The 14083-nt window shown below is 34.6% G+C and carries 11 protein-coding genes; 6 read left to right on the top strand and 5 right to left on the bottom strand.

What is annotated here, in order from left to right:
* Positions 1-59: 59 nt before the first annotated feature.
* The 4 genes from OOK89_RS01125 to OOK89_RS01110 form a co-directional block, all read right to left on the bottom strand.
* Positions 60-1283 carry a WD1261 family protein gene (locus tag OOK89_RS01125; RefSeq protein ID WP_264719094.1) on the bottom strand — a complete coding sequence of 408 codons (1224 nt, stop codon included), beginning with the start codon at positions 1281-1283 and terminating at the stop codon, positions 60-62.
* 949 nt (positions 1284-2232) lie between these two features.
* On the bottom strand, positions 2233-3345 hold the full coding sequence (gene mnmA / locus OOK89_RS01120; protein ID WP_264719093.1) for a tRNA 2-thiouridine(34) synthase MnmA: 1113 nt from the start codon (positions 3343-3345) through the stop codon (positions 2233-2235).
* 316 nt (positions 3346-3661) lie between these two features.
* Complete coding sequence (locus OOK89_RS01115; RefSeq protein ID WP_264719092.1) at positions 3662-4738, bottom strand: rod shape-determining protein; 1077 nt, start codon at positions 4736-4738, stop codon at positions 3662-3664.
* A 23-nt stretch (positions 4739-4761) separates the two neighbouring features.
* The gene (locus OOK89_RS01110; RefSeq protein ID WP_010963135.1) at positions 4762-6183 is read right to left on the bottom strand and encodes a gluzincin family metallopeptidase; all 1422 of its coding nucleotides are present in this window, start codon (positions 6181-6183) and stop codon (positions 4762-4764) included.
* A 275-nt stretch (positions 6184-6458) separates the two neighbouring features.
* Between OOK89_RS01110 and OOK89_RS01105 the strand changes: the two genes are divergently transcribed.
* The 4 genes from OOK89_RS01105 to OOK89_RS01090 all read left to right on the top strand — a co-directional run bounded on the left by OOK89_RS01105 (position 6459) and on the right by OOK89_RS01090 (position 11093).
* The gene (locus tag OOK89_RS01105) at positions 6459-6938 is read left to right on the top strand and encodes an OmpA family protein (protein ID WP_010081889.1); all 480 of its coding nucleotides are present in this window, start codon (positions 6459-6461) and stop codon (positions 6936-6938) included.
* A gap of 184 nt (positions 6939-7122) precedes the next feature.
* Positions 7123-8418 carry a tRNA lysidine(34) synthetase TilS gene (gene tilS / locus OOK89_RS01100; RefSeq protein ID WP_007548788.1) on the top strand — a complete coding sequence of 432 codons (1296 nt, stop codon included), beginning with the start codon at positions 7123-7125 and terminating at the stop codon, positions 8416-8418.
* A gap of 12 nt (positions 8419-8430) precedes the next feature.
* Entirely contained in the window at positions 8431-10218 is a 1788-nt protein-coding gene (ftsH, locus tag OOK89_RS01095; RefSeq protein WP_264719091.1) for an ATP-dependent zinc metalloprotease FtsH, read from the top strand.
* A 206-nt stretch (positions 10219-10424) separates the two neighbouring features.
* Positions 10425-11093 carry a hypothetical protein gene (locus tag OOK89_RS01090; protein ID WP_010081999.1) on the top strand — a complete coding sequence of 223 codons (669 nt, stop codon included), beginning with the start codon at positions 10425-10427 and terminating at the stop codon, positions 11091-11093.
* Here the strand turns inward: OOK89_RS01090 and tmk are convergent.
* Positions 11086-11676 (bottom strand): dTMP kinase, encoded by a 591-nt coding sequence (tmk, locus tag OOK89_RS01085; RefSeq protein ID WP_264719089.1) that lies wholly within the window; start codon positions 11674-11676, stop codon positions 11086-11088. The two genes, OOK89_RS01090 and tmk, sit on opposite strands and share 8 nt — an antisense overlap.
* Before the next feature lie 108 nt (positions 11677-11784).
* Here tmk and OOK89_RS01080 point away from each other — a divergent pair, with 108 nt between their 5' ends.
* Positions 11785-12357, top strand: a complete 573-nt coding sequence (locus tag OOK89_RS01080; protein WP_264719088.1) for a thioredoxin family protein — start codon at positions 11785-11787, stop codon at positions 12355-12357.
* Positions 12358-12362: 5 nt separating this feature from the next.
* On the top strand, positions 12363-14081 hold the full coding sequence (locus tag OOK89_RS01075; RefSeq protein WP_264719087.1) for a monovalent cation:proton antiporter-2 (CPA2) family protein: 1719 nt from the start codon (positions 12363-12365) through the stop codon (positions 14079-14081).
* Positions 14082-14083 lie beyond the last annotated feature (2 nt).

Raw genomic sequence — 14083 nt, 5'->3', positions numbered from 1 at the left:
TTAACTTAAGAATAAGCATTATACAATATGTACTTTTAAGTTGCTACATTTATGTAGTTCTAAGCTTGTTTTGCATGGAGCGGTCCTAAATTTTCATTCGTCATCTTATTGACTGTTGAAAGTGGTGGTTCCTGTGGTGGTTCCAATAATTGAAATAAGGCATATACTATTACGATAGTAAGCACCGCACCAACTATCAGGTTAGTAAGGTTGTCTTGTGGCAAAACATTTTTTATTGAGTTGAACAATTTTTGCTCCATAAAGAAATAATCAGCAACATATAACCCAACAGATAATACAAACATACCTAAAATAAGTTTACAGACTGTGTTTTTATGGTCTTTTTCTTTTTTCTTGCTGGTGATAGGATTTGGCCTACATTCATTCTCTTCTTGCAGCACTGAGTAGTATATATTATCAGGGCTCGTTATTAATTGTTCAAATTCATCACTATTTTGGTTTTTTAACAGTTGCTCTAGGGTGTTTTTTGTATTTATAGGATATATTAATCCATCCATTTTCAATGCTTTCTCTTGCCGATCCACATTCTCATGGTCGATTGTATATTTATCTCTACTTGATAATCCGATCATGTGTAGTTTGCCAGCTAAGAACATTATATAGCTCTCTATTAACTGATTCTCACATATCTCTAATACTTCTCTTTTTACTGTTTTGTTAGATGACGAAAGTTCTTTATAGTGACCACCCAAAGAAAAGAACAATGCTATATCTTTATCTGCTTTTATGTCATGAATGGAATAATAGCTGCTGATAACGCACTTATTTAATGCAAATTCTCTGTCATATTTGTTTAATGTATTTCCTTCACTTAGTAACTTTCTAAGACCAATGAGTACTTTATTTTCAAAATCTTCTTCTGTTTTAAATATTGGTTCTCTCTTTGGATTTGCTAAGATGTTAAGTAAATCTAATTTTCTTCCATCTACTACTTCATTTATATATTCATTTAACTCAGATCCTTTAATAACTTCATATATTTTATCTATGACATCTTTAGTATTCAGGTTATTGTTTTCACTTAGAATTTGATAAGCTTGAGCATAAATTAAAAACAGCCCTTGTAGACTAAATTTTAAGTTAAAATATTTATCTAATGGTTCCTCTTTTTTTCTAATGAATTCAGACAAACCAAAATGATTTCTGTGATCCATAAAACGACCTAAGTCAGCATGTTGAAAGCTACCTAAAAAAATAAATAACGTCTCTAATAAATTACCCTTACCAACAATTTTTATTAGTTCTTCAATTTCTTTTATCATTGCTGAAACCTATAATGTTCTACTTTATAGTATAAGGGATACATGGCAAAATAGCAACAAATGTTATTAGACTTCTTGCATAACCCAAACTAAGTAGAAAAAGGTATAGCTATACCGCCGCGGCACTAACAAGAGATCCCGCTAACACGCAGCGGGATACTATCTACACCGTCATACCGCGATTCATTCGCGGTATCTCTCAACATAGATCCCGCTAACACGTAGCGGGATGACAAGGCTTATCGTCATGCCACCGCGAACCGTCATACCGCCGCAGCGCTAACAAGAGATTCCGCTAACACGCAGCGGGATGACGAGACTTATCTTTATGCCGCCGCGAACCGTCATACCGCGATTCATTCGCGGTATCTCTTAGCCGCTAACAAGCAGCGGGATGACGGTTGTCGTTTAGCTACAAACATTAAGAAATTTACCAAATGAAAAAAAAGGCAAAAGAAGCCCCGTGGTTGGCTAATTACTTACATTATACTTTCAAGTATGGCGTTTTTTTATTCTAAACACTTAATAACCGCGATTTAGCTGCTTTTAAGCCGCAACTAATCTAAATTATAAACGTTAAGAAATTTACTAAACAGAAAAAAAGGCAAAAGAAACCCTAGGGTAGCTAGTTATTCACTATCCATTTTTTAAGTTGGCGTTTTTTAATGTTTTAAATGCTTTATAAGCGTATTTCAGCTTGTGTAGGTAAAAACCCAGAAATTTGATAAAGACATAGAGTGCACATAGTGCAAAAAATTAAACATGAGACGCCAGATACGTGAGTTTTTTTGTCATTTAATCTGTACAGAGAAGATAAATAAATAGCTTCAGTTTCATGATAAGGGGGCTGGCGAAGTTTGTCAAGCAAGTTTTTTTGTTTCTATTCCCAATGTTATATGGTTATGCAAGAAGTCTATTGTATGTTTACACTCTGCATTAAAGCTTTTAGTTAAGAGCATATCCATCCACCGCCGATAACTTGCTCATCTTTATACGCTACACAGGCTTGACCTGGACTGATGCCAAAGTAATCGTCGTTTAAAATGACACAGGCTTTATTTTTTTCGTCAGCTGAATGTATTGTTGCTAAACTTCCCGCATGTGATGATCTCAGCTTCACAGTTACTTCCATACCTTCCTTTGGTTGTTCTAACCAATTTAACTCCTTGATCAATATTTTTTTTTGCATTAATACGTTGATCGGACCTACTATAACCTCATTATTCTCTGTATTAATTTTTATCACGTAAAGAGGTTCATTGTGTGCGATACCCAAGCCCTTTCTTTGCCCCACTGTAAAATTTACTATGCCACTGTGCTCGCCTAGCACTTTTCCATTAACATCCACTATTTTACCTTTCTGTACAGATTGTGGAGCTAATTTAGCTATTGTTTTACTATAGCTTTCGGAAACAAAGCATATATCTTGACTGTCTGGCTTTTCAGAAATTTGTAAACTGAAATATTTTGCTAATTTTCTTATATCACTTTTATAGAACCCACCTAGCGGAAATCGCAAAAGCTTTAACTGCTCCTCAGTAGTTGCAAACAAAAAATAACTTTGATCTTTACTTTTATCAATGCTTCTGCACAACTTTACCTCACCATTTTTTTCTAACCTTCTCACGTAATGTCCTGTTACGAGCACATCCGCACCAAGATTTTTTGTAACTTGCAATAGATCACGAAATTTTACCGTTTGGTTACATCTCACGCATGGTATGGGAGTTTCCCCACGCATATAGGTACTCGCAAAATCCTCTATTACTTCCTTTTTGAATATTTCCTCATAGTTTAAAATATAGTGAGGAAAGCCAACACTTTCAGCTACACGCTTAGCGTCATAAATATCCTGTCCAGCGCAGCATGCACCCTTTCTTGCGTTAGCATTACCGTCAGTGCCATAGAGTTGAAGAGTCACACCTATCACCTGGTACCCAAGGTTATGTAGCAGTGCTGCAGCAACCGAGCTATCAACTCCCCCGGACATTGCAACAATAGCCTTGGTCTGGTGCGGAGCTTTATCTTTTAGCAGAGGTTCAATTTCAAATTCTTTTAGCATAATCGCCTTAATTTATAAACGCAAATCTTGTGTCATTCCAACATACAACTGTGCAAACGTTTTGATTTGGGGGCAATTTACATAGTAGATGATGTCATGAAAGTAGCTGACACTGGAATCTAGCTTCTATTACACAAATTCATTAAAACAGCATATTTATTTGTAATCAAGTTTCCTGGATCCCAGTGTTAGCTACTCGGATGACACCCTTTTCTGCTAGAAGTTGCCTTCAAATTACTTGGTGCATGACACTGGGATCTCATTTATATTACATAATTCCATCAAAACAATTCGATAAACTACCTTCAAAAATAATTTAATCTTGCTTGAATAAAACATGGCCAAAATAATCCATGTTTTCAAGCACTTTTCCACTACCTAAGGCAACACAACAAAGTGGGTCATCTGCAACACGAACCGGTAATTTTGTTGTTTCACTGATAACTTTACCTAGATTACGTAATAATCCACCACCACCGGATAAAACTATTCCTCTATCGACTATATCAGAAGAAAGTTCAGGTGGAGTGCTCTCCAGCGCAGTCTTAATAGCAGAAATTATCTGATGTACAGGCTCTATTAAACTCTCTGCAACTTGGTATTCTGATAAAAGCATTTCTTTTGGCATGCCACTCACTAAATCCCTGCCTTTAATTATCATTCCCTCTTTGTTATTTTCACCTGGCAGACTAGCTGAACCTATGCTTTTCTTAATTTTCTCAGCGGTTGTTTCACCGATTAATAATTTATGATTTTCACGAATATATGATTTTATTGCTTCATCCATAATATCGCCACCTACTCTGGCAGAACGTGAATAAACAATTCCACCTAAAGAAATAATTGCAACTTCAGTTGTACCGCCTCCTATATCAACAATCATAGAACCCTCAGGTTCAGTAACCGGGAGCCCAGCTCCGATTGCTGCAGCCATTGGTTCTTCAATTAAAAATACTTCATTTGCACCAGCACTTTCTGCTGCATCTTGTATAGCACGCCTTTCAACTGGCGTGGATCCAGATGGAACGCATATGATAATATTAGGTTTATTAACAGTGAATTTTGTGTTTGCACTGCGTATGAAATATTTTAGCATTTCTTCCGCACTTTTAAAATCAGCAATAACTCCATCCTTTAAGGGCCTTATCGCCTCTATTTCTCCAGGCGTTTTCCCAAGCATCATTTTAGCTTTTTTACCAAAAGCATAAGGAACGTAGCTTCCTTTTTCTTTTATTCTTGCTACAACTGAAGGCTCATCAAGCACTATTCCCTGATTTTTCTGATAAACTAAAGTGTTTGCAGTGCCAAGATCTATAGCAATATCGCTAGCGAATAAACCTTTGAAAGTGAAAAGGCTACAAAACTTTCCGGTTAATTTTCGAACAAAATTCATACATAACTCAAGAAAACCATTTATTAAGACAAATTATACTTTTCAGATAAGTAGTAAGTAACACACTCAACGTCTAAACCCTTACCTGTTACTTTTTTTAGCAGTTCCAGGCCACACTTTGCACTGTATATATTTTGAGATAACCAACTGATAAGTAAACTAAAATCTCCTTTTATTATAGCACTTAATGATTCGTAATGATTCTTTTTAACGCAAGAGAAAATCTGCACAGCAGCAATTAAAGCAATAATTTTTATAGGAAAGTAGCCCATAACACCGCTTGCCCAATATTCATCTTGAAAATAAGTGTTTAGCTCATTTTCAGCTTTTACTGGAATTTTATAGTGCTTCATACCTTCCAGCCACGCATCATGCAGGTCTTTGACTTCCAATGTACCATTTATTATATCTTGTTCTAACCTAGTTCTCAACATAATATGAGCTAACAGACTAAATTCATCTGCATTTTTTAAAAAAGAAGAAAGGTTTATTTCATTGAAAATCAAGTACAAATTTTCAACACTGCTAACTTTCTCGTTAGTTTTGCCTTTTATAGCAAATTTCTCTTTTATGTGTGGTTGAATAAACTCAATAAATTCTCTGGATGTTCCAATCATCCTTTCCATGAATAACCCTTGAGTTTCATACATAACATGTCTCGTAATTGGACTACTTATAGAATTTTGCGCTAAACATTTTTGATAAATTGCATAACCACTATGCCGTAAAAGTGAAAATAAACCATAACAAAAATCAGATTCATCATAATCTATAGGGTAGTAATAAGAAGTACGAATCTCATTTAGTGCAATACCCATTTGCTGTAAACATAATGAGCCAAGTTCAATCTGTTTCTGAGTAGCAACTTTTTGTATATTAGTAACCTTATCCTTTTTCTGCTTTTCAATTATTTTATCTACATTTTCGCTAAAAAATTTGCCTACCTTGGGGAATACTTCCCTTATATTCTTTTCTGTGATATCAGAGTCATAGTCAGCAAGCAGTGAGTCGTATTTTGAGCATTTTAATTGCTGCGATTTTATAGAAGCTACTTCGCGAATGAGTGTGATTAAATCAGTAAAACGTTCTTTTAGTTTTTCTAAGTTACTGGTTTCAGAATGAGATAGCTTCCATAAATTTTGGCATTCAACCTTAGCTTTGGATAAAGACTTTACTAAATCAATAGGAACAGCACTGTTGCTTTTATGTATTCTCTCTATTAACTTTAGCTGCTGAGTATTTGCACTTTTTTTGTTACCAAGAGCATCTGCTAATGATTCCTTTATTGCGTCATGAGAGATAATTTCATGTCTGATTTCTTCTAGAAGACTCATTTGTTCAACTTTGTCCTCTATATTCAATTGGCTTTGGTTTAGTACTTTTAGCGTATTTTCGATATTCTTTACCCTATATAATACTTCCTCTAAAAACTTATAAGATTGCATATTTGTTCATTATTTTAGAAAACATCTGTTTAATACCGTAATAGATTAATAATAAAGTTAAAAGTATATTTGCTTAAAGTACAATAAAAAATTGTACTTTTTATTCTTTTATTGGATTTTTCTACTCAGAGTCCAGCATATTATAGGAAAATTAATTGTAAGGTTGTAGAAAAAGTATTTAGTATTTTATTTCTCTTGACTATATTACAATATGGAGAGATATTAGCTACTGAAATTAAAGTTACGCACTATTTAAAATTTATGGAGGTTTAGTAATGTGGAGTAGACTGGTTATAATGTGCTGTTTTTGTTTATTACTTACTGGTGTAAGTTCTTGCCCAAAAAAAGGAGCAAATACAACAAATAAAATAAATTCTGTTGTTAAGCAGATAGGTGATAAAAGAGTTTTCTTTGGTTATGATGAATCTAGTATTGCTGAAGTAAGTGCAGATGCATTACTTGACGTAATGGAGGTGTTACAAGATAACCCTGACGCGAAGGTTACTTTAACTGGTCACACTGACAACCGTGGTTCTCATGAATATAATCTTGCGCTAGGCGCTAGAAGGGCAGATGCAGCTAAAAAATTTATGGTTAGTTGTACACCCTACATAGAAAACAGAATAAAAACTGCTTCTAAAGGTGAAACTGAGCCTTTGGTTAATGTAAAAGATGATTCTAGAAATTCTAAATATGAAAAAGAGCATGCTAAAAATCGTAGAGTGGAATTTTCATTTTCTGGAATAAAGAAATAGTTTCTTGCATTAAAACCTGGATCCCAGTGTCAAACACTGGGATGACATAAAGAAAGGGCACTGGGGTAGACAAAAAAGGACAAACTTGTCATATTTCGTTGCTTGTTAGCGGGATCTATATATACCACAAATAAGTCGCGGTATGACGTAAGAGATCTGACCTGTCTGGCCATCAAGAGACATAATGGAATTAGAGTTATTATTTCAAAATGTGGTTAATAGTTTTGCTTTCTATAACAATCAAGTTGCAGTTGCAGTATCAGGTGGTGTAGATAGTATAGTCTTACTGCACTTAATGACTAACTGGGCAAAAAAAAACAAGCTTTCACTTCCTACAGCATTAACAGTAAATCATGGGTTACGTCCAGAGTCTCAAAAAGAAGCTGATTTTGTTGTAAGTTATGCAAAGGAACTTGGAGCAAAGGAATCGTTCATATTAAATTGGGAGAAGCAAAATATTAAAGGCAATATTCAGTTACAGGCACGAAAAGCACGGTATAAGTTACTAGCAGAGTGGTGTAAAAATAATAATGTTAAATATTTACTTGTTGCTCATCACAAAGATGATCAAGCAGAAACGTTCTTGTTAAGATTAGAGCGAGGTAGTGGCGTAGATGGATTATCATCAATGGACTACAAGTCTTTCCTAAATGGTATTTATATATTTAGGCCATTGTTAAATTTTAGTCGTAGTGAAATAGAAAAGTACGCTAAGCTTCATCGGTTAAAATGGATCGAAGATAGAAGCAACTATGACTTAAAATACAGGCGAACTTTATACCGTAACTTACTTAAAGCAAGTGATAATCAAGAGATTTTAACAGAGCGAATATGCCTCACAGCCCTTCATATGAAAAGAGCTGCAAAAGCGTTGATGCACTACACACGCCTTGCGTTTAATGACTGCGTTAATGTGCATGATCTTGGTTATATTGAAATTAAACTAAGTGAGTTTTATCAATTGCCAGAGGAAATAGCCTTGAGGCTTCTTCTTTACTCCATAATGGCAATTGCCAGTAAACATTATAAACCAAGGTACAACAGCCTTATCGTAATATTTAATAAAATATTGCAAAAGGATAGTAATGTTAACTGTACACTTTCTGGGTGTAAAATAAGAAAACATGGAGAAAATATCTTGATAATTAGAGAATCGTCAAAGATACAAGAAATTACCTTAAACCTACCTTTAAATGAACCTACTCAATGGGATAACAGATTTAGCTGCACAATACTCGGAAATCAAGAGTGTTCAGTTATCATCGCTCCATTAAAAAAAACACAAAAAGTTCCTGAATTTCTGAAGGATTACAACTGCTGCCCTGAAGTTTTCTATTCTTTGCCTGTAGTGCTAAAAGATGGAAAGGTGCTTGCTTATCCTGATGTAAATTATAACGGAAAAAATACCAATGACGATAAGGTTCAATGCATTATTAATAGCACGATAAAACAAAATTTGGTAAGCTTGATTAGTATTTAGTTAGAAATAGAAATGAAAAAATTTTTAGAAGGCTTATTGATCTGGTTAGTAATTATTGTTCTTATTTCAGTTGCTTATATTCAGTTCAGCGGAAATGTAGGTAAAAGTAAAACAATTATACCTTTTTCGGAATTTTTAACTAGACTAGAAGACAATGATGTAGAAAATATTGTCATAAAAAACCAGAGCATTGAAGGCAAGTTCAGGGACGGTTCAAGTTTCAATTCAAGCGGTGTCATATATAGCGACCTAATAAAAAATTTACATGATAGAAAAGTGAGATTCTCCTTTTCAACTGGAGATTCTGCCATGAACGTAATTGGTGGATTACTTATCTCATGGGTCCCAACATTTATCTTTATTGGCTTCTTGCTATTCTTTCTTAAACAAACACAAGCGGGGGGCAACAGAACTATAAGCTTTGGCAAGTCAAGGGCTAGACTCATGACTAGTGGAAAAAAAGTAACATTTGATGATGTTGCCGGAATTGATGAAGCAAAAGAAGAGCTAGTAGAGATCGTTGATTTTCTTAAACAAAGGCAAAAATTTCAAATATTAGGTGGAAAAATACCAAAAGGGTGCCTTTTGATTGGCTCTCCTGGAACTGGTAAAACTTTACTTGCTCGTGCAATTGCAGGAGAAGCTAATGTGCCATTCTTTAGTATTTCTGGATCTGATTTTGTTGAAATGTTTGTGGGTGTTGGTGCAAGTCGTGTTCGTGATATGTTTGATCAAGGCAAGAAAAATGCTCCTTGTATAATTTTTATAGATGAAATAGATGCGGTGGGTAGACATCGTGGCATTGGTCTTGGTGGCGGCAATGATGAAAGAGAACAAACATTAAATCAGTTATTAGTTGAGATGGATGGCTTTGAGTCTAATGAAGGTGTAATAATAATTGCTGCGACTAACCGTCCGGATGTCTTAGATCCAGCACTGCTTAGACCTGGTCGTTTTGACCGACAGATTACTATTTCTTTACCCGATATAAATGGGCGTGAAAAGATATTAAATACTCATATAAAGAAAATATCAATAGCACCAGATGTAAACGTGAAAACAGTTGCAAGAGGAACACCAGGTTTTTCAGGGGCTGATCTAGCAAATTTGGTGAATGAATCTGCACTTATCGCTGCAAGAAGAAACAAGAAGATTGTTACCATGGATGATTTCGAATATGCACGTGATAAAGTGATGATGGGCGTAGAAAGACGATCCCTAATTATGACAGAAGAGGAAAAGAGACTGACTGCATACCATGAAGCTGGTCATGCAGTAGTTGCTATCAACATGCCTGCCTCTGACCCGATACACAAAGCAACTATTATTCCAAGGGGTAGAGCCCTAGGTTTAGTGATGAGACTACCAGAAACAGATAGAGTGTCCCTCACAAGAGAAAAGATGCTAGCAGATATAACTGTTGCAATGGGTGGACGTGTGGCAGAAGAGCTAATTTTTGGCTATGATAAAGTCACAAGCGGTGCATCTTCGGATATAAAACAAGCATCAGATTTATCACGTTCTATGGTAACAAAATGGGGAATGAGTGACAAAATAGGTCCGATCTATCACAATCGCGAACAAACCATGCATGGTTCTGACATAATTTCTGAAGATACGTTAAAACTTATAGATGAAGAAGTGAAGAAAGTTGTGTCTTCTTGCTATGAAAAAGCAAAAGAGATTTTGACCAAGCATAAGAAAGGCTTAGATCTCATTGCCGAAAATCTACTGGAGTTTGAAACTTTAACAGGAGATGAAATAAAGGACATATTAAATGGAAAAAAAATTGTTAGATAGGAAAATGAGAAGAATGAGAAAATAAAAAAATCCTCTCTCTATGAGAGTTGACCTCATCTTAAAAATGTTAATCAGCTAACGCTGCAATAAAACAATTTAGAATTGTAACTGTCAATATAAATTGTATTAAAATATTCATAATATTGCATTTTCATCACAATAATGCTATCATTCAGTTAGTATTAATGTTTAATGAGGTGTGAGTAATGATTGATATAGCTTCTATTGGTGTAAGTACAGTTATTGATCAGAATTATAGAAGAAAAGCACAATTATGTTTATCAGGATTATTTGTAACTGTGTCAATAGCAACTGTTACCTGGTTTATTTTCCCTGCGTCACAAAATGTATTAGCTCCGTTTTTACTCCCGGCTATGTTCTTGCTCTTCACTTTATCGATGGGTTATTACATGTTCATATTTAGTTGTGAAGAAAAATCTTTGGTAAAGAATGTTCTTGGTATGGTTGAACCGGCTGAATCGGTAAAGAGAGTGCATTGCCAAGAAAATATTAAGTCCTTATTAGCAGAAGTGAGAAGTACTACGAAAGATAGGTTTCGCAACGTGCTTGTTAATCTTTGTTTTGAAGATCGTAGTAAAGCACACAAACTTGCATTATATGTGAAAGAAATTGACGATATTGTGTCTTCAATAAAAAATAAAGACCTCTTAGACCATTTTGATCAATTTTTTACTATTACTGAAGTAAGCAATAAAAAAAATAGAAGTGAATTAATGAACCTCGCAAGGGCATATAAGATGATAAGTGAAGAAGATCCAGACAAAATACAGGATTTTTTAGCTACTCAAACAAAAAGTTATTCATATGAAATAATGTTACCTGAAATTGATAATTTTCTATCACAAGCTAGGTGATTTTATCAATAATTTCATTGTGTACGTGATTATCATTTTTTATTTCAATTTTAGTGATAACATTGCACCTAACGGGCTCTTTTATGGCTATTTCCTGAAATCCTTTTCTGACCTTATTGTAAAAATTAACATTCATTTCTTCATATTTATTCTTGTCTTTTGCTCTACTTAACCCAACTTTAACATCAATATCTAGAATGAATGTAATATCTGGATATTTAATTTCCACTAGCTTATGTAAGTCCCTTATTAGCCCTAAGTCAACTCCAAACCCATATCCTTGGTATGCAATAGTTGAGTCAATAAACCGATCACAAATCACTATTTTTCCTTCTGCAAGAGCTGGTAATATTAATTTTTTCATATGTTCGTGCCTCATCGAGATAAGCAGCAAGAGTTCAGAAATAGGATCAATATTATTTGTTAACAACACTCCTCTTATCTTTTCTGCAAAATCAGTGCCGCCTGGTTCCCGAGTCAATACTACGCTATTTTCACCGCGAATTTGCTTAAAATGATTTGCAAGTAGCTCAGATTGTGTTGTTTTACCAGAGCCGTCTATTCCTTCGAAAGTTATGAACATAAGTTTTATAATTATAATACTAAAAAAGAATATGCAAACAGTATACATAGAAACCGTTTGACATTTAAATAATAAGACCGTAAATTACATATGGTATAATAATAGTCTATGGTTGCTCTGAATACTCCTAAAGTCGATTTTAGTTTTACTGCAAAAGATTTTAATCTTTTGGGAGTAGACAATAAATATTATGCATTAAGTGACTGTTGTGGAAAAAATGGTCTTATTATAATGTTTATATGCAATCACTGTCCTTACGTTCAGTCAATTATTAGCAATCTGGTGAGCGATGTTGATCAATTGAAAAAAGATTATCAGGTAAACACCATTGCAATAATGCCAAATGATGTAAATGAATATCCAGAAGATTCCTTTGAAAATATGATTAATTTTGCCAAGGAAAATAAGTTTACATTTCCATATTTGATTGATAGTACACAGAAAATAGCTAAAGAATACGGGGCTGTTTGTACTCCTGACTTTTTTGGCTTTAATTCCAATTTAAACCTTTGCTATCGTGGACGTTTTAACGACACAAAAAAAGAAAAGGTTCAAAGCTATGAAGTAGGAAGTAGTGACTTATTTCAAGCTATGAAATTTATTGCAGAAACTGGTAATTCTCCAATTGACCAAGAATCAAGTATTGGCTGCTCAATTAAATGGTCTAATTCTACAGGTTAAATATCATGCACAGTGGCTCTCAGCATTTGTTTGATATTATAATTTTACTTTCTGCTGCTGTGTTTATAGTCATAGCATTTTGGAAAATGAATATTAGTCCAGTGCTTGGTTACTTCGTTGCAGGTGCAGTTATTGGTTCTCATGGATTTAATCTGATACACTCAGCTGAAGCAATGGATAATCTTGCAGAATTTGGTGTAGTTTTTCTATTATTCATTATAGGCCTTGAATTGACATTTGAGCGCCTGATCGCTATGCGTATTCATGTATTTGGGTTCGGTTCTCTTCAAGTTATAGTTACCATGGTAGCAATATGGTGCATCGCTCTTGCTTTCGGAGTGAATACGAATATAGCAACAGTTATTGGTGGTGGGCTTGCGCTATCCTCAACAGCAATAGTGTTGCAGGTTCTGCAAGAAAAAGGTTCTCAAGCAAGTCAGGTTGGTAGGTTGTCGATAGCAGTGCTATTAATGCAAGATTTTGCAGTGGTACCATTAATAGTATTGGTACCTTTACTTGCTGGCAATTCTGAGCACAGCCTGATAAGCTCATTGGCAGGTTCATTGATGCAAGCAGCTATTGCATTAGTGCTGATATTTATAACTGGTAGATTATTGCTTAGACCTTTATTTTCGATTATTGCTAAAATGGAAAGTAATGAGGTCTTTATATCAACAACGCTTTTAATAGTATTAGGAGCAGCGTTTATTACTGAGCAATTTCATTTATCGTTGGCATTAGGTGCATTTGTTGCTGGATTGTTAGTTGCAGAAACAGAATATAGACACTCAGTAGAACACGCAGTATTGCCATTTAAAGATTTGTTTCTTGGTTTATTTTTCATGACTGTTGGTATGTCCATCAATACCGAACTTTTACTCAATAAGTTACCACTAATTACTTTATTATCGATTATCCTTATCGTTTTAAAAACATCTATCATATATATATTGTGTAGATTTTTTGGGTTTAAGAGTGCACCTGCTATACAAGCTGGGTTACTGCTTTCACAAGGCGGTGAATTTGCGTTTATTTTATTTCGCTTAGCAGATGAGCTAAATGTGCTACCAAGTGAAATCGCTCAAGTACTTATGATGGTAACTACAGTAACCATGGCTTTCACTCCTCTTTTATCGGGGCTTGGAGATTGGATAGCAAGCTCATTTAGCACTGAGAAAACAATATTAGATGATGAAGCTGTTGAAACAGATACACAAGATCTTTATAACCATGTGATAGTTGCTGGATTTGGTAGAGTGGGATATATGGTAACAAAAATGCTTACTGCAGAGCATTTAAGTTACGTTGTTGTAGATATTCAATCGAAAATAGTCAAAGAAGGAAAAAGTGATAGTTTTCCTATATATCTTGGAGATGTTACAAGATGTGAAATTTTAAAATCAGTAGGAATAGAAAGAGCTCAAGCTCTCGTTATTTCAATAAAGAATGAAGTTACTATAAAAAAAGTTGTTTCTTTAGTTGCAGCAAATTTTCCGCATGTAAATATTGTAATACGCTTACCAGATCTGAGTAATGTGGAGGTTTATAGAGATCTAGGAGCTAGTAAAATTATTCCTGAAACATCTGAGATAGGATTGCAGCTAGGTGGAGCTGCACTGAGCCTTAGTGGTATTAGCGAAAGTGGAGTTACGTCTTTAAAAAGTAGATTCAGAAAAGGCAATTACAGTATGTTAAAAGACCTTGGTAGTGATAAAGATGAATAACT

The organism is Wolbachia endosymbiont (group A) of Lasioglossum morio (assembly GCF_947250585.1).
Taxonomy (GTDB): Bacteria; Pseudomonadota; Alphaproteobacteria; order Rickettsiales; family Anaplasmataceae; genus Wolbachia; species Wolbachia pipientis.
The sequence above is the reverse complement of the archived record's forward strand: the minus strand, read 5'-3'. Positions and strand labels throughout refer to the sequence as shown.